This window comes from Rhodococcus sp. NPDC057014 (genome assembly GCF_042673295.1).
Lineage (GTDB): Bacteria > Actinomycetota > Actinomycetes > Mycobacteriales > Mycobacteriaceae > Rhodococcus_F.
The window spans coordinates 41,120-58,948 of the sequence record NZ_JBHUSF010000011.1 but is presented as its reverse complement, the minus strand read 5'-3'; the positions used below and the strand labels follow the sequence as shown (position 1 = coordinate 58,948).

General features: G+C 63.9%; 13 protein-coding genes. 3 read left to right on the top strand and 10 right to left on the bottom strand.

Translation table 11 applies throughout. The annotated features are described in order from the left end of the window. Positions 1-72: 72 nt before the first annotated feature. The 5 genes from ACFTZB_RS04075 to ACFTZB_RS04055 all read right to left on the bottom strand — a co-directional run bounded on the left by ACFTZB_RS04075 (position 73) and on the right by ACFTZB_RS04055 (position 6,294). A complete protein-coding gene (locus ACFTZB_RS04075) occupies positions 73-612 on the bottom strand; it encodes a flavin reductase family protein (RefSeq protein ID WP_378430213.1) in 540 nt (179 codons plus the stop codon). After that, on the bottom strand, positions 609-2,030 hold the full coding sequence (locus ACFTZB_RS04070; protein ID WP_378430212.1) for an FAD-binding oxidoreductase: 1,422 nt from the start codon (positions 2,028-2,030) through the stop codon (positions 609-611). The genes ACFTZB_RS04075 and ACFTZB_RS04070 overlap by 4 nt, the downstream gene beginning before the upstream one ends. A 112-nt stretch (positions 2,031-2,142) precedes the next feature. Beyond that, positions 2,143-3,480 carry a flavin monoamine oxidase family protein gene (locus tag ACFTZB_RS04065; protein ID WP_378430211.1) on the bottom strand — a complete coding sequence of 446 codons (1,338 nt, stop codon included), beginning with the start codon at positions 3,478-3,480 and terminating at the stop codon, positions 2,143-2,145. Beyond that, positions 3,477-4,826: a flavin monoamine oxidase family protein gene (locus ACFTZB_RS04060; RefSeq protein ID WP_378430210.1), complete on the bottom strand. Its 1,350-nt coding sequence runs from the start codon at positions 4,824-4,826 to the stop codon at positions 3,477-3,479. Before ACFTZB_RS04060 ends, ACFTZB_RS04065 begins: the two co-directional genes overlap by 4 nt. A gap of 118 nt (positions 4,827-4,944) precedes the next feature. Then, a complete protein-coding gene (locus ACFTZB_RS04055; RefSeq protein ID WP_378430209.1) occupies positions 4,945-6,294 on the bottom strand; it encodes a flavin monoamine oxidase family protein in 1,350 nt (449 codons plus the stop codon). Between the two features lie 1,945 nt (positions 6,295-8,239). Here ACFTZB_RS04055 and ACFTZB_RS04050 point away from each other — a divergent pair. From ACFTZB_RS04050 to ACFTZB_RS04040, 3 genes are all read left to right on the top strand, one after another. Further along, entirely contained in the window at positions 8,240-9,367 is a 1,128-nt protein-coding gene (locus ACFTZB_RS04050) for a cytochrome P450 (protein WP_378430208.1), read from the top strand. A 96-nt stretch (positions 9,368-9,463) separates the two neighbouring features. Beyond that, entirely contained in the window at positions 9,464-10,420 is a 957-nt protein-coding gene (locus tag ACFTZB_RS04045; protein WP_378430207.1) for an SDR family NAD(P)-dependent oxidoreductase, read from the top strand. Between the two features lie 265 nt (positions 10,421-10,685). Further along, a complete protein-coding gene (locus tag ACFTZB_RS04040; RefSeq protein ID WP_378430206.1) occupies positions 10,686-12,203 on the top strand; it encodes an amidase in 1,518 nt (505 codons plus the stop codon). A 382-nt stretch (positions 12,204-12,585) separates the two neighbouring features. On the opposite strand, the gene ACFTZB_RS04035 is transcribed toward ACFTZB_RS04040, so the two are convergent. From ACFTZB_RS04035 to ACFTZB_RS04015, 5 genes are all read right to left on the bottom strand, one after another. Then, a complete protein-coding gene (locus ACFTZB_RS04035; protein ID WP_378430205.1) occupies positions 12,586-13,335 on the bottom strand; it encodes a hypothetical protein in 750 nt (249 codons plus the stop codon). Then, positions 13,335-13,895 carry a hypothetical protein gene (locus ACFTZB_RS04030; RefSeq protein WP_378430204.1) on the bottom strand — a complete coding sequence of 187 codons (561 nt, stop codon included), beginning with the start codon at positions 13,893-13,895 and terminating at the stop codon, positions 13,335-13,337. Before ACFTZB_RS04030 ends, ACFTZB_RS04035 begins: the two co-directional genes overlap by 1 nt. A 210-nt stretch (positions 13,896-14,105) precedes the next feature. Next, on the bottom strand, positions 14,106-15,596 hold the full coding sequence (locus ACFTZB_RS04025) for an APC family permease (protein WP_378430203.1): 1,491 nt from the start codon (positions 15,594-15,596) through the stop codon (positions 14,106-14,108). An 85-nt stretch (positions 15,597-15,681) separates the two neighbouring features. Next, positions 15,682-16,005, bottom strand: coding sequence for a DMT family transporter (locus ACFTZB_RS04020; protein WP_378430202.1), 324 nt, complete (start codon positions 16,003-16,005; stop codon positions 15,682-15,684). Positions 16,006-16,185: 180 nt separating this feature from the next. Further along, positions 16,186-17,682: an APC family permease gene (locus ACFTZB_RS04015; RefSeq protein ID WP_378430201.1), complete on the bottom strand. Its 1,497-nt coding sequence runs from the start codon at positions 17,680-17,682 to the stop codon at positions 16,186-16,188. Between the last annotated feature and the right edge of the window lie 147 nt (positions 17,683-17,829).

The following is a 17,829-nucleotide window of genomic DNA, read 5'->3' as shown; positions in this document are numbered from 1 at the left end:
CATCGGTTACCCCGGAGGTGCCGGTGGTCGGGGACAGCGACAGGCCGACGAACGTGGAGGGTGGTCGTGCGCTCACGTCCACTTCTGTCCGGCCGGACCGGACGGCGCGGTGAACGTGTAGCCACCCCGGTAGAACAACAGCGGCAGGTTTTCCGGGTCGGCACCGAGAGCGTTCACCCGGCCGGTGACGATCGTGTGGTCACCGCCGTCGTACTCGGCCCACAGTTCGCAGTCGATCCACGCACTGACCCCGGGCAGAACCGGAGCCCCCGACGGGGCCTGGTCCCAGTCCACACCGGCGAACTTGTCCACTCCGGAACGGGCGAACCCGGCGCTGTGATGCTCGTGGTCCTCCGCCAGCACGTTCACGCAGAACGTGCCGATCTCGCGGATCCGCGGCCACGTCGAGGAGCTGCGTGCAGGCGAGAAACTGATCAACGGTGGATCCAGCGATAGCGAAGCGAACGATTGGCAGGTGAATCCGACCGGCCCGTCCGGCCCTACCGAGGTGATCACGACGATCCCGGACACGAACTGACCCAGCACCTCGCGCAGGAGTTGCGGGGTGACCTGATCGGGGTGCAAGGCGGTCTGTGGTGACGGCGTCGTCATTTCGTGTCCTCCTCGGGCAGCCGGTTCGACGCTTTCGGACCAGCGGGCTCGATGTTGTAGTTCAAGTGAAAGATGTTCTCGGGGTCGTACGCCGCCTTGAGTTCGGCGAGTCTCTGGTATGTCTCGGGTCCGTAGTTTTCGACGACGATGTCGGAGGTGACGTCGGAGATGCTGTGGATGTTGCCGGACACGGATGAGATGACACCGCCAGCACGTAACGCGGCGTTCATATCGTCGGTAACAGCGGTGAATCGAGCTGTGTGTTCGGTCCCCCGCCAGCCGGCTTCGATCATGACTGCTGGGCCGTCGCGGTGCTTCGCGGGCGTGCCGAGCGTGTTGTTCAGGTGCTTGCCCTCGACGACCAGGGATATCGACGCCGGGAGCTCCGGATCAGTCAGAAGCCGGTCGATGTTGGCTGCGACGACCGCGCCGAAGGTCTCGGATGAACCCGTGAGCTCGTAGTCGGTCCACCGGCGGCACAACCCGTCCACGAAGCCGGCGGCCTCATCGATGTCCACATTCAGTGCGTTCACTGCGTCGAGATAGGGGGCGCGGGCGATGGTGTCGTCGGTTGCGGTCGCCATGGCCCGGATCGTGGTGATCTCTGCTTCTGCCTCGTCGGCTGCGCCGATATGGCACAGTGCCACGGCCACGTATGCTGCGCCTGTCTCGTCGGTGCCGATGATCATGACCGGGTAGAGGTCATCCGACGTCGCCTGCAAGGTGCTCAGGAGTGAAGCCAGAAATCCCGGCAGCTGCTCGGGTGTCGGCGTCCATGTAATCATCCCGGCGAGCACGCTGTCCGGGAGGTCGTACAGGGCTATCTCGATCTCGGTCACCACACCGAAGTTCGGCCCGGCGCCCCGCATGCCCCAGAGCAGCTCTGGCCGCTCGTCAGGTGAACAGCGGATCAGCTCGCCGTCCGCGGTGACGAGGGTCGCTCCGACGATGCTGTCGCATACCATCCCGTACCTGTGGGAGAAGAACCCCTCACCCCCATTGAGGGCGATCCCGCAGAAGCCGATGGCCGGCAGCATCCCCGTGACCGGCACGAGTCCGAATTCCGCGGCCTCGCGGACCACATCGCCGGCCAAGGCCCCACCCGCGACCCGGGCACGCCGGGCGACGGGATCGACCTGCACACTGTTCATCAACCTGAGGTCGAGGACGATTCCGCCATCGTTGATCGCGTAATCGTTGGGGTTGTGACCCCCACAACGGACCGAGATCTCGAGATTGTTCTGGCGTGCATACCGGATGGCCCTGCGTACATCGGCTGCGCCCAGACAGCGGGCGATCAGCGCGGGACGTTGCCCATGGCGTCCATCCCAGATCGCGGCGGTCTCATCGAAGCCCGGATCGCCCGCCGATAGAACCTCACCCCGAATCTGCAAGTCCGGGGTCGTTGTAGGTGTCATGTATTCCGCTGCCTCCGTCCACGAACCGCGCACTCAAAGGCCGCCCGGACGCCGACGCCGCCATCCGGGCCGACCACAACAATGCCGAAATCGACCTCGGCCGCACGCCGAGTCACCGGAGGATCCCCTGCACGTCACGGGCAGCGCGCAGACCGGACTCGATGGCGCCGTCAATGAAGGCGGTCCAGAACGACGCGATCTCACCGCTGGCGAACACAACCCGTCCCTCGGGCTTGGTCAGTGTCTCGTGCGGCGCGCGGGCTGTCAGCTGTCCCGGCGGCAACATTGCCCAGCCACCACGGGTGAATTCGTCGCCGGCGCCCCAGCTACCGCTGTGCACTTCGCCTACTACGACGCCCGGCAGCAGATCGCGGATTGCGGCACTGATCTCCTCTGCGTCGTCAGGATCGTGCATCGCCGGGCTGCAATAGAACAATGCGACCTGCTCGTCGTCCGCGATGTGGTGACTCGTCCACATCAGTGCGATCTTGTCGCCGGGCCGGGACGTGATCGAAAAGCGCCGAGACTCACCCTTGAGAACGACGACGCCCTTCGAGCCTCGCGGTGACTGCATCCCTGCCCGCACCCCGTCGAGTCGGTCCGAGGAAAGCGGCGGGCTGAACTCGAGGTACGGCCACACACCGCTGGGCGTCGCGACAACCACGGCCTTCCCTGTCACCGTCTCACCGTTTGTCAAGGTCACCTCAACGCTCTCGGCCTCGGAGATGATCCGCTGCACCGGTGAGGACAGACGGACTTCCGCTCCGCCGTCCCCGAGGATCGCGCCGAGGAGGCTGGTCATGCCGTGCTTGAGTTTGTAGGTCGCCAAGACCGACCACAGTTCGTCATAGCCGTGACCGACTGCAGCCCACCATCGCAGCAGCGACATGAAGCTGCTCTTCTCCGGCGCGTCGGCTGTCAGGGTGGACAGCAGTGCACTCAGGTGCGCTTCGTCATCCGGAGCCAGGTCGAGCTGGTCTAGTCGGTCGCGGACGGTCATCTGGTCCAGCTCGGCCACCGCATCGGCGGCATAGAGCGGGTCATACGGCCGCGGCAGTGCCTGTATCGATGGCTCGAAGAATTTCTCCAGCAGCGGCTTCTCGCGATCGTAATGCTCTTGGGCGCTGTACCATTCGAGGCCATCGCCGCGCGATGCAAGCACCCAGTCGGCTGGCGCAGCATTGGCTTCGACCACGTCGCCGGTGAGCCCGTAGCGCGAAATCTCGGCCCATGTGTGGGCTTGGGACCAGTGGACGAACGTCCCACCCAGATCGATCGGGTCACCGTTGGATAGCTGTGAGTTCCAGACCCGCCCGCCAATGCGGTCCCGACCTTCCAGTACCACCGTTCGCAGACCGCGGGTCGCGCATTCACGCGCCACGGTGGCACCTGCGAATCCCGCGCCGACGACAATTACGTCGTAGTCGAACTCGGTCGCATGCGGGGTCATCGGAGGATCCCCTGCACGTCACGGGCGGCGCGCAGACCGGACTCGATGGCTCCGTCGATGAACGAGTTCCAGGTGGTTGCGATGTCAGCGGTCGCATACACGACACGACCTTCGGGCTTGCTCAGGCGCTCGTGCGGCGCGTATCGGGTCAGTAGCCCCGGTGCCAGAATCGGCCAGCCGCCTTGCGCGAACTCGTCCCGGTCGTCGAAGTTGCTACCGCGAACGTCGACCAGCTCAGCATCCGGAAGCAGTTCCCGGATGGCCGCGCCGACCTCTTGCGGGTCGTTGGCATCCTTCATCGCCGCGCTGTTCATCAGCGTGACGACCTGTTCACCGTTGGGGCGCTGGTGCGTCGTCCACATGAGGGCGATCGGGTGGCCGAGACGCGGTTGGATGAAGAAGCTCCGCGGCTCGCCCTTGATGACAGCGATGGACTTCGACGCGGTAGGCGTTTGCATGCCGGTCCGCGCGGCATCGAGCCGCTCCGGTGACAATGGAGGCGAGAACTGCAGGTGCGGCCACACCCCACTCGGCGTCGCAATGACCACCACCGCTCCGGACACAACCTCGCCACCGGTCAACGTCAGTTCGACGTGGTCGTCAACGGTCGCCACCTTCTCCACCCGCGAGGACAGACGGACTGTCGCGCCACCGTCGGCGAGGATCGCGTCGAGGAGGGGGCCGGTGCCGTGCTTGAGCTTGGAGCCCATCAGCGTTCCCAGCATCGCATCATAGGTCTGGCCCGTCAGACCGGCCCACCGCAGCAAGTTGACATAGCTGATCTTCTCCGGCGTGCTGCTAGCGAAGGTGGACAGCAGCGCGCTCAGGTGCGCATCGTCCTCCGGCGACAGGTTCAGTTCATCGAGCCGATCGCGGACCGTCAGACTGTCCAGCTCCGCCACCGCATCCGCACACGCGAGCGGGTCGTACGGGCGCGGGAACACACTCGATGCCGACTCGAAGAAACGCTCTACCAGCGCCTTCTCGCGCTCATAGTGCTCCTCGGCGCTGCGCCACTCCAGGCCCTCGCCAATCGGCGCCAACACCCACTCGGTCTCCACCTCGGCCGCATCGACCACATCGCCCGTCAGACCGTAGCGTGTGATTTCGGACCAGAAGTGTGGCTGAGTCCAGTGGATAAAGGTCCCACCGATATCCGCGATGTCACCGTTCGACATCTGCACCGTGTGGGTTCGTCCGCCCACCCGATCGCGCCCCTCCAGCACCAACGTTCGCAAACCACGCAGCGCACACTCCCGTGCGACCGTAGCGCCGGCGAACCCCGCGCCGACAATCACCACGTCCGCGTCGTACGTGTCCTCGTGCTGCTCTTCCTTGGAAGGCATGTGTTCTCACTTTCGTTTTCATTCTCGTCTTGCGAACGGGACCTATTGGGCGTCTGCATGTTTCGCCGGTCCCGGAAAGTCATATGGCCAGGCGGCGCGACTCAGTCGACGTCGAACGTCATCGGAGAATCTCCCGTACGTCCCGCGCCGCACGCAGGCCGGACTCGATGGCGCCGTCGATGAACGAGCTCCAGAGTGTGGCGATGTCGGCGGTCGCGAAGACAACGCGTCCCTCGGGTTTGGTCAGGGTTTCGTGCGGTGCGGAGCCTGACAACTGTCCGGGCGCCAGCAGCGGCCAGCCGCCACGTGCGAACTGATCTTCGGGGCCCCAACTGTCGGTGTGTACCTCGGAGACCTCGACGTTCGGCAACAGGTCGCGGAGCGCTGCACTGACTTCGTCGAGGTCGTCGGGGTTCTTCATTGCCTCGCTGCTCATGAAGGTTATGAACTGCTCGTCGTCAGAGTGCTGGTGGGTCGTCCACATGATGGCGATCTTGTGGCCCAGTCGCGGCTGGATGAAGAACCGACGAGCCTCACCTCGGATCACCGCGGCACCCTTCGAACCGCGCGGGGTCTGCATACCAACTTTCGCGGCGTCGAGGCGCTCCGCCGACAGCGACGGCGAGAAGTCCAGGTCTGGCCAGACCCCACTCGGCGTAGCCACCACAGCGACGGCACCGGTAACAACCTCGCCACTGGCCAAGGTGACCTCGACACAGTCCTTCTCGGATGCGATCCTGGCCACCGGGGAGGACAGCCGCAGCTCCGCCCCGCCGTCGGCGAGAATCGCGTCGATCAGCGCGACGGTGCCGTGCTTGAGCTTCGAACCCAACAGTGCAGTGAATAGTGCGTCGTAGGTGTGGCCGGCGGCTGCCCACCACCGCAGCATCCCGACGAAACTACTCGTCTCCGGCGCATCGGTGGACAAGGTACTGAGCAGCGCACTCAAGAGCGCGTCATCATCGGGCGCCAAGTCGAGCTGATCCAGCCGGTCGCGGACCGTCAACTGATCCCACTCGGCCACCGCATCGGCGCAGAACAGCGGGTCATACGGGCGCGGGAACACGGCCAGAGACGGCTCGAAGAAACGCTCCACCAGCGGCTTCTCACGCTCATAGTGCTCCTCCGCGCTGCACCACTCGTCGCCGTCGCCGCGCGGTGCGCGGACCCAGTCATGCGGCTCGTGGACGGCATCAATTACATCGCCGGTCAGTCCGTAACGGCTGAGCTCGGACCAGGTGTGCGGCTGGGACCAGTGGATGTAGGTTCCGCCGATATCGAACGGCTCACCATCGGACAGATGGGTGGTGTGGGTCCGCCCACCCACACGGTCGTTGCCCTCGAGTATCAGCGTTCGCAAACCGCGGTGCGCGCACTCACGCGCGACCGTGGCGCCGGCGAACCCAGCGCCGATAATCACTACGTCGGCGTCGTACGTGTCCTCGTGCTGCTCATCCTTCGACTGCATTTGATCTCACTTTCACCGGTCATCGTTGTCGTAAGCGAATGGATACTGCTGGGCCTCAGGAAGTTTCGTGGGCACGGCGCGTCACCGCGATCGGGCGCAGAGCACGATCGCTAGGTAGTGGCCGGCTTTCAGTAGCGTCACGTCGTGGATGAGCGGGTGCCCGCAGGACGAATGGGAACACCTGTGCGAATGCGAACATTGCTGCTCCGTATCACGTTGACCGGCTACTGGCACCATCGGGCTCATGGCGACAGAGGGCCGAGTGCCTTCGCCGCGTCATCGAGTGGTGTCCGCCACATGTTTCTCGTGAGCTCCGAAACCGTCAAGAGTAGGAGTGCGTCGATTAGCCCTTCGGGCTATAGATTCCGAATCCGCCCGGCATACCTGGCATACGCGCTGGCCCGAGACTGCACTCGGCGTTCTTCGCACACGGTTGCCGCATTAATATTCTTGCCATACAGACTTTTACGTCGGTTCTTGGCTGCGTGTCGGTACGTATCTTCGCTCCTGGGCGGCACGGGCGTAGTGATCGACCCGCCTTACCCTGCCGAAGCGTTTTCGCTTCGCTGAGGATAGCGAGCGGACTCCTGCACCATCCAACGAGGAAATCCCGGCTCCCTGCTGCCTGCTGCGCAGCAGTGGTACTGGCAGTGGCCGAAGCTCGGCTCTGACGTTCTCCTGCGCGACAAGGACGACTGAGTATCGATGGCCACAACTGGCGGATGGCTCCCCCGGCCAGCGAGTTTTGCAAGATCTTCATTTGTGATGCAATGCAGCCGTGGACGGCCTGATCCACCGACAGCAGACGATGGTGCTGGTTCCGGGCGAGCCGTCCGGCCTCCACATCGTCGGGGACCTGTTGATCTTGGGATACGCAGATCAGCAGGAGCTTTCAGAGATCGGCTTCGGCGAGGTCCGCGTGCTCGCCACAAGGATGTCACGCGCGCGGCGAGGAGTTCACCATCGCAGGGCCGCCTCGGGCCCGACCGGATCCACCACGCGATGCGGGCGTTCGTCATGGTCGAACGGACACTGGCAGTGTTGGTCGCGGGGGCCCAGAGCCGTGAGGCGTTCGGGAGCCCTCTCGCGTAGCAGGGCGTGCTTCGCCATCTGATTGCACGGTCACGAATCTTGCACGGTCCCGAATCGGCATCGACCAGGCCCACCTGCGTGTGTGGACACGCCGTGGCTGATCAACACCCACGGCGCCAGCGGTGCGATGGCCCTGATCGCCGGCAGTAACCGCTGTCGTGGCTGACGGTGATCGGCCGGCGCCATCGACGTCGTCGGTGCCGCCGGTGCCAGCGCCGACTTCCCGCTCGCCTATATCTCTATGCGTGGGAGCTATCTATGTGTGGGAGCGGGTACTGCGGGTCGCGCGAAGGGCTTCGGCGACACGGTTCCTACGGCGGCTAGGTCTTCACCCCTCTCATAGAACGGCGAACAGCTGCGGAGTGGCGACGACGATGCCGCGAAGGGTAGGTCCGCGATGTGTGTTGATCCTGTGCCATTTATTTATCGAGACGGCCGGCTCAATAGCCCGAAGGGCTAGTCGACGGACCGGATCGCTTGACGGCGTTGAGCGCCATGAGAAGCATCATGGCCAAACCCCGCTCGAGCCGATAGGGACCGTGGAGACTGTCGACCCCAGTGAGCTGGCGATCATCGGCAACACCTCGAACATCCGACTGATCGAGGAGCTAGCAGGCAGGGTCGTCGTCGGCTTTGCATCGCGCCGCTGACGCCGTTGGCAGGGGAGTCCGTCGCATCCGTACAAACGTGGCGGGAAACCGTGAGAGGAGAGTCAACCGTGTTGGAGGCTCAAAAAGTGTCAGCTATCGACAGCTGCCCACATTTTGCGGGGTACAACCCGCTCGACAGCGACGAGTTGCGTGACCCATACCCAAGTCATGCAATCGCTCGGCGGGAAAATCCCGTCTACTACTTGGAGGATTTCGACATCTGGGAGGTCAGCCGACAAGCCGACGTCCTGGAAGTGCTGAAGGACGACGAGAACTTCTCGGCGAGCGGGGCATTGGAAAGCTATCCCGTGCCGCCGCAATTGCAAGAACGCATGCAGGGGTACCCGTGGGCGGAAACAGTTCTGATTCTGGACGACCCGGAGCACAAGCCGCAGCGCGCCCTGGTGCAGGCCCCCTTCACTCCGAAGAGCCTCAAAGCGCACGAGCCGTTCCTCCGGGACCTCGCCAACCGGCTCCTCGAGCCCTTGGCAGAGAACGGACGAATCGATTTCGTCAAAGAGTATGCGGTGCCGTTCTCTCTCGGGGCTATCGCGAACATCACCGGTGTCCCCGAGGACAAGTCCGAACTGATGTTGCGGGCGGTCGAGTCCGAATTCCTGTTGTCGAGCTTTGCTCCGGCCGACGCCGAGGCCACCCTCGCCGCCTCCACCGACGTGGCCGATCTCTACGAGTATCTCGGTGAACTGGTCGCGGATCGACGCGCCAACCCGCGTGACGACTACACCTCGGTCATGGCTCAGCGCCGTAGGCGGGACGGGACGCCGGAGCCGGACAGGAACATCATCACCGGCCTGTACGACCTCCTCATGGCCGGATTCGAGACCGCGGCACAGATGATGGCGCACGGTCTTCGGGCCCTCATGACCCACCGCGACCAGTGGGAATTGCTGCAGGCCGACCCGACGCTGGTCCTGCCTGCCGTCGAGGAAGCATTGCGCTACCGCACGCTGGTCAAGCGGATCTTCCGAGTCGCCAAGCGCAGCGTTGACATCGCCGGCGTCACCATCCCCGAGGGCGCTCTCGTCTCGCTGGTCCTCGCGTCCGCCGATCGCGACGACGACGTCTACGCCGAGCCCGACCGCTTCGACATCCAGCGGCGACCGATCCATCTCGCCTTCGGCAAAGGCAAACACTTCTGCGTGGGCGCGCCGCTGGCACGCCTCGAGATGAAAGTGACGCTGGAGGTGATGCGGGAGCGGTTCCCGGACCTACAGCTGTGCCCTGAGCAGCAGATCGAGTGGAAGCCCGACATCCGCATCGACACGATCGAGCACCTCCAGCTCGTCTCCCCCATCACGACCAGTAGTTAAGTCTTCGGTGCGCGGCCGACCAAGAACCTATCTGCCTCGAGGTGCGCACTTTGCCGCGCAACCGATCGAGCAGTACCCGAGATGAAGGATTGACACATGAGCAGACGACTCGAAGGCAAGGTTGCCGTGGTAACCGGGTCGGGCCGTGGGATCGGACGGGCCTACGCCCATGCCTTGGCGGCCGAAGGCGCCAAGATCGTCGTCAACGACACCGGGGGCGAAGTCGACGGCACCGGCCATTCGCAATCACCGGCCGATGCGGTGGCGCGGGAAATCACCGAGCTAGGCGGGGAGGCAGTCGCCGACTACAGCAATATCGCAGATTTCCGCGGCGCCGAACAGGTCATGCAGACGGCCACAGCCAACTTCGGGCGTTTGGACATCCTCATTGCCAATTCCGGCAACATCCGCATGGCAATGTTGGACGAGGCCACCGAGGCGGACTGGGGCGATGTACTGGGTACTCACACCAACGGCACGTTCAACTGCATTCGACACGCCTCGCCGCTGATGAAGCAGCAGGGTGGGGGCACGATCGTGACGGTCGGCGACATCACGCAGGGGCTCCACTACCCCCGGCTCGCCGCCTACCGCGCCGCCAAGGCCGCGATTCTCGTCCTGAGCAACTATGCCGCAGCTGAGCTGCAAGAGTTCAACATCAACGTTAACTCGGTCTTTCCTGGTTCGACGTCGACTCGCATGGCCCAGGCATACTTCGAGAGCCTCGGTGACAAGACCGAAAGCTTCCTCGCCGATGCCGCGGAATATGCCCGGGTCGATTCCGATGGCGGCAGCCCCGCTCCGCCTGCCACCGTCCCCCCCATCGGGGTCTATCTGTGCACCGACGAGGGCCGGTCCATCACCGGCCGATCGTTCATCATGGACGGCGTGGAGATCGGCCTGGCGACGACTCGGTCGGACCTGACCTTCCTGGCACCGCCGGCGGACACCTGGACCACCGGTGATCTGATCGCGCATATTCCCGACTGGCTCGCTGACGCCGACTCGCAGCGTACGGCGGCCCGCACCTCGGCGGCCTGTTCGACTTCGTGAATCGCGGCTGCATGACACGGCCCCCGATCTGTCCGACGCCGAGTCGATAGAACTGGCCGCAGTCTTCCAAGGAGGGCTTCGGCCAGAGCGGTGGCGCGCAGAGAACCCGGCACACATCTCGCGAACATTCGGAAAGTTGACGGAACGTGTCCAATTGCAACACCAGATTGGTAAGAAACCATGCGCCGGCAATCCCTGCGAGCGGGACCTTACGGTCATGGCAGGGTGCGGGTTTCAAGAACACCGTCGTTGAACGGCTGCCGAAATGAGCACCGATATCGAGCCCGAGCCGAGCCGACAGCCCGAGGCTGTCGGACCGACCGCCGCCGCGGCGGTCGCGGATGATTTCGCCTACTTGAGCGCCGGCGAGCTCGCCCGGCTCATCCGTGCGCGCGAACTCTCACCCGTGGAGTTGGTCGAACATACGTTGCGGCGAATCGAAGCGGTCAACGGATCACTGCACGCCTTCCTCACCGTGTGTGCCGAGCGGGCGCTGCAGGAGGCGCGGCGCGCTGAGGCAGTCGTGGTGTCCGGTCACCGCGAACTAGGTCCGCTCCACGGCGTCCCCTTCTCCGTGAAAGACCTTATCGACACGAAGGACGTCCGAACCACCTTCGGATCCCGGCTATACGAGGACAACGTGCCGACTGAGGATGCCCTCGCGGTGGCTCGACTGCGAGATGCGGGTGCGATCCTCATCGGCAAGACGAACACGCCGGAGTTCGGGATGCTCAGCGAGACACAAAATCTGCTCGGCGAGGACGGGCGCAACCCGTGGGATCTCACCCGGACCCCGGCAGGATCGAGCGGCGGCGCCGCAGCCGCGGTCGCCGCAGGCCTCGGACCACTCGCCCTCGGCAACGACGGCGTGGGATCCATCACCGCACCGTCGGCCATGTGCGGTGTGGTCGGTCTCAAACCGACCACCGGGCGCGTTCCAATCTCTCCTGCGCCGCCGGGATCCCGTTTGTTCGTGGCAATGGGTCCTATGACCCGATCAGTGGCCGATGCAGAGCTGATGCTGTCCGTGATCAGCGGCCACGATCAGCGCGACCCGATTTCACTACGTGAACCAATTCCCGGATCACTGTGTGAGGAGCAGTCCACGCCACTACGGGTAGCGTGGACCCTCGACCTGGGCCATTTTCCGGTTGACGCCGACATCACCGCCGCATGCAAAGAGGCAGTTGACGCGCTCGCCACACTCGGTTGGCCAGTGACCGAGGACTGTCCGGCCATCGCCAACCCCTTCCCGACCTACCTGCCGCTGTTCATGGCAGATGCCTGGTTAGAGCTCGGCCCTCTCGCGGAACGCTCTCCTGAGCACCTGCACCCAGAGGTACTCGCCGGAATCCTCCCCTCCCGGGAGGTGAGCACCGGCGCATACATCCACGCGTTGAACCAGCTCACTGTCCTGAAGCGAGAAATCGACGACTTCTTCTTGGACTACGACATCCTTGCTCTCCCCGCCACCGCGACGACCGCCTTTCCCATCGGGCAGCCGCCGACGCGGATCGGCGGCCGGCCGGTGGAGCCCGACTGGATGACCTACATGCCATTCGCAGCGGCCTGGAACATGGGAGACAACCCAGTGGCATCGGTCCCCTGCCGTCCCACGGCACGTGGGCTTCCTGTCGGGTTGCTGCTCGTGGCACGGGTCGGCCGCGAGGATCTGGTGCTGCGCGCTGCGCGCGCACTCGAGCAGACGTGTCCATGGGCGGATCGCCGGCCGAATAATCTCTTCACCGAGACCGGAGCGGGTGACGGGGCGCGGTGGGCTTGAGTCCATCTCCGCTTCGTTTCCCTCTCTCGAACAACGTGGCGTTGACCCGCTCTGGATTGCCGCAAGCTGACACTCGCGTCGGTCACGCAACCGCGTGCCAGGATCGACCCGACGACGAGCGACCGTGACCGGTCAGCCAAGGCCTCACCGCACCCGGCATCGCCACGAGGATTGACAGGCCAGTGCGACCAGTTGGTTGCGAGGCTGGGCGATTTCATCGGTGAGCACCAGCCGCGGCGCGCCAATGAGACTCGGCTGGAACCGCGGAGGTCGCCCTGCACGAACATCCGGCCAGACGACGACGATGAAAGCCCGACTGCGGCCCTACTCTGTCGCGGGCGAGCAGAATGGTCTGCCCGCATCGGGTCCGTCGCCCCTGACGTCACCGACTGTTTCGCGCAAGGGCCACTGGAGGTGATGGGTGCGTCCTGAGGGCGGACTCTCGAGGGAGGACGCGCGGAGAAACTTGCGACGCCGCCTGCCACGGTTCCAGTAGAGTCTCGAAGTGTTCTCGCGTGAAGCCGAACTGTCCCAGACTGTCTGAGAGGGCAACCGCGGCTGCAGCATCGCGCACCATGGTCGTGAGGTCACCGCAACGCCGGTCGTCAATATGAAGGCTCACATCGTCCATGTATCGGCTCTCCCCGGCTGCCTCTTGGGCGCGGTACCATGCCTTGATCAGGCCGGCCTCCCAGGCAGCATCACGTGCCGCAAGCCATGCGTTCAGTCGACGTCGATTTCCCGCAATGCTGTCCGCCGTGTCGAGCTGCCCGAAGTGGGCATGAACAACGTCAGCAGCATCGATGGCGTGCAGGACGACCTGACGCCAACTCGGCCCGAAAGTCTGCTCACACTCGTGCTCGGTTACCTCGAAACCGTCGAGAGTGCGCAGTGCGTCGTCGAGCACATCCAGATGAAGGAAATATGCGCCAGGAAGTCCCTGCCGGCGCATCAACTGGAACGCCACGAAGGCGTCGCCGCGGACGGTGGCGCAGTGCAGGAGAACGTCTTGCACCGAGATCCGCGATTCCGGTCCATAGGTACCCCGTTTCGGTACGGGGTACCGGCGAATGAACTGGGCGGCACGTGCGGGAAGTCGACGAAGTTCGCCCGTAATCGAATAGTCCGCCATCACGTGCCTCCCTCTGCCCATGGAATCCCTTCCGCACGCCCAAAGAATCGGAAGTTGGTCGATCGCTTGATCAAAAGGGGTTCGGACCAAGGCTCCGGCCACACGTAGATGACATACTTCTCGACCGGGTCGTCGACCTTCAGCCCGAAGAACAGGTCACGCCCGCGGGCGCAGACACGAGCCCGGTATTCTCCCCCGACTGCGCGGGCAAGGGGCACCGTGTGACGGGACTTCGGCCCGTTGTCCAAGCTGGTGAAGTACAGCACCGAGAGCAGCGACGATGAGCTGACGAACGAGATTTCGGCGACGTCTTCCCAGCCTTGCCGCTCTGCGGGTCCCGGCCAGCCGCGGTGCGCGGCAATCATGAGCGAAACGAGACCACTTTCGATGCCAGTGTTCACAAATACGCGCTCACCGGACGACATTACGAGGCCGCTCGCCAGCGAGCGATCGTCATCAGCCTCAGCGTGGGTATCGATGATCGCAGCATCACCGAGATAGAGCGTGTGCCCTATTGGGCAGAACACGACGCCCGGAAGCGTTGTCGCAGTGTGCTCCATCGATTGGACCCATCAGATTTCGAGGTAGGGGGTCTGGTACCAGCGCCACAGAGTACGAACCACTAGGAAACAGATACGCACCACGAGTACGAGAAACACGCAGGAGTATCTCCTCGGCGAACCTGTTGAGAGGGTGTCCGACGCTGGTCCCGACGAGGCGCTCTCACCCTCGTCATCGGCGGTTTGCGAACGAGGACGGTTTGGCATTGTTCACGATTGACGACCGATACTGCGGTAGACGTCCGGTTTGCGGTTGCGCAAGTAGAAGCCGTACATGATGCCGAGCATCAGGATGGCCAACAGCACAATGGGAATCAGAGAATTGACAACGGACTCCTGGCCGACGAGTGCTGCGGGATTCAGCAGAGCGAGGACCAGCATCGTGCTCAATGCTAAGAACGCGGCGACCGCGAGCACCACGTTGCCTCTCGTCACGTCTGCGCTACCGCGCTTGCGCAGAAAGTAGACGACCACACTCGCGCTGGCGAGGACGTAGCTGCTGAGCAGGGGTACACCGGCCACGAACAGCGCCCAGGTAAATACCTCGTTCGGCGGAAAGCCGCACAGGGCGGCCACTGCCGTGAGGGTAGCGCTGACGGCCCCCAACGTCAGTGCCGCACGGTGTGGGGAATGCCGCCTCGGGTGAGCTTCACCGAGCCGGCGGGGGAGGACGCCGTCCTTGCCCATCGAATACAGGTAGCGGCACACGGAGTTGCCGTAGGACAGCAGGCAAGCGAATACGCTGGTGATCAGCAGCAGACTCGTGATGGTCAGCATTGTCGATCCCAGATAGGTTTGCACCCCGGTGAAGAAGAAGCCCGAAGGATCGGCTTGAGCCTGGTCGACAGCGTCGTTCACGCCGAATGCGGTGATCATGCACCACGCCGAGAATGCGTAGAACACGGCAATGAAGATGACGGAAAGATAGGTGCTACGCCGGATGGTCCGCACGGGGTCCTTGACTTCCTCGCGGTATAGCGTGGTCACCTCGAAGCCGACGAACAACAGAAACGCAAAGAGTGCGGCGATTGGAACGGAGCCGGACGTTACCGAATGCAGGGCAAACGGTTCGAGCGATCGGCCGGTCGGCCCGCCGCGTACGCTGACCGCTAGGTCGAAGACCAGAACGATCCCGACTTCCAACGCCATGACCACCATCATCACCCGAACGGACGCTTCAATACTGCGGTACGTCAGCGTCGTGCCCACGAGCACGAAGCCAAAGGTGTATACCCACCACGGAAATTCAGGGCCACCGAACTGAACATGCACGGTGCTGCTCGCGATATTTCCGCCAAAAACTGCGAACCCGAACACGCCCACCGTGTATCCGAAGGCGGTCAGGAGGCCCGTGCCCAGGCCTATCTCGCGGCCGAGGCCGGCCGCGACGTATGAGTAGAACCCTCCCGGGTTGGGTACGAGTCGGGTCATCTTGATGTATCCGACCGAGAACACCAGGACCATAAGTCCCACAACCAGAAAGGTTACCGGTGCACCCAAGCCATTGCCGCTGGCGATGACGAGGGCGACATAGCCGGCGACGCCGCCCAACGGCGCCGTAAAGGCCAATACCGCAGCAATGAGTCCCGGGACGCCGAGCCTGCCCTGTAGCCCGGCCGCCGCTGGGTCTGGGGCGATGGCGGTACTTGTTTGATCGGCGAGACCGACTCTCGCATCGTCAGGCGAAGATGAGGTGATCATTCATTGCTTCCTTTTCCGGACTGGTCATACGTGTGAGAAGGCGTCGGGTCATCGCGGTGGCCGCCGGGCGCTGGAATGTGTCGGGTCACCGTGCCTCGCCCATCTTGATGGCGATCACGCCGGCGACTACCAGTACCAGTCCGATGACCTGGATCCAGGTGAGTCTGTCGCCGAGGAAGGCCGTGCCGATCAGCGCGATCAATGCGACCCCCACCCCCGCCCAGATGCCGTAGGCCACACCAAGTGGCATTCCGTGCTTGAGGACATACGCGAGCAAGCCGAACGAGGCGAGGTATCCAAGGACAACCACGATGGTGGGCACGATGTTTGTCAGCCCGTTGGACAGGCGCAGTGACACGGTCGCGGCGACCTCGCACAGGATGGCTGCGCCCAGCAGAATCCAGACCATGGGCTCCCCTTTCGACCTCGTCGGTTGTTGCAACGGCGGCGGTGTCCGTCATCCGAAACGGATCGGCCCAGTTTCCTTCCGTCCTACGACGGTTGCCGATATCGAGCCGCAACTGCGCCGCGCCTCGCCTGGCGACTGTTGTTCGGTAGGTTCCGTCCCGAACAACACCCAGGCCAACTCCTACAGCGTCTCTTGACGACCGATCCGGCGATAGACGTCGGGCCTGCTGTTGCGCAAGTACACGGCGTACAGGGCACCGCCGACGAAGACGGCGAGCAACACGATCGGAATCAGGTAGTTGAGCACCGACTCTTGACCAGCGATCCCCGCGGGGTTGAGCAAGGCCAGCAGAAGCATCACCCCGAATGCGACAACGGCGATACCCGACAGCAGTAGTGTCCTCGGCGTCGCCGCTTCGCGCTTGCGCAGGAGGAAGACGAATACGGTTACGCTGACCAGGAAGTAGCTGGCAAGGATAGCCAGGGCGATCGTGAACGCGGACCAGGTGAACATTTCAATCGGCGAGTAACGAAACGCGACCACAATAATCGTGACGCCAGCGTTGAGGAACCCCAGGGTCACAGCGGCCCGGTGCGGTGAATGACGGGTGTCGTGGGCCCTGCCGAGCGCCGACGCGAGGACGCCGTCCTTGCCCATCGAATACAGGTACCGGCACACGGAGTTGCTGACCCCCAGCTGAGAGGCGAACACACTGGTGATCAACAGGAGGCTGGTGAGGGTCATCATGGTGCTGCCCAGATAACTCTGCACCGCGACCGAGAAGATTCCCGTGGGGTCCGCTTGCGCCTCCGCAACGACGTTGTCGACACCGAACGCCGTGATCAGACACCAGGCCGAGTAGGCAAACAGCACCGCGATCACAGCGACCGCGATGTAGGTGCTGCGCCGGATGGTCTTTGCCGGGTCCTTGACCTCCTCGCGGAACAATGTCGTCACTTCGAATCCGGTGAACAGCAGGAGGGCGAACAGCGCCGCCATCGGCACCGAACCGGAGGTGATTGCGTGCATGGTGAAGGGTTCGAGCGGGCGGCCACTCGGTCCGCCGCGAAAGGTGACCACCTGGTCGACGATCAGGACGATTCCCACTTCCAGCGCCAGCAGGAACGACATGACGCGGACGGACGCGTCGAGGCCGCGATAGGTCAAGGCTGAGACGATGGCAATGAACGCCACCGTATATACCCACCAGGGAATGTCGGGGCCGCCGAGCGCATTCACAGTGCCGTTGGCGATCAGTCCGCCGAAGGTGTAGAACCCGACGGTGCCCGCGGTGTATCCCAGGGTGATCAGCATGCCCATGCCCAGGCCCGCCGCCCTGCCGAGGCCGGCTGTGACGTACGCGTAGAAACCGCCCGGGTTGGGAACGAGTTCCGCCATTTTGACGTAGCCGATCGAGAAGATGAGCACTACCAGGCCCATTGCCAGGATGGCGACGGGTGCGCCGAGGCCGTTTCCGCTGGCGATGACGAAGGCGAGGTAGCCAGCGACACCGGCCAGCGGTGACGCGAGGGCCAACACCGCGAAAACCAGCCCCGGGACGCCGAGGCGCCCCCGCAACCCGGACGTCGCTTCCGTGGGATGGGGTGTTACGAGGGTGCCTGCCGCGTCGTCGAAGTCGTCGCTCTCTTCGCGAGTCGAAACTGGTGGTGTGGTCACGCCTTTACTTCCTTATCTGGAGGTTGGTGGCGCTCGACAAGGACGCGCCCCTGATTGGGTTTTGAGCCTTGCGTCAGGGGGTCGGTCGCGATGACGAAGACTCTGTGCCGCATCGGTGATGCGTCCGTGCGGCTCTGTTTCAGCGGT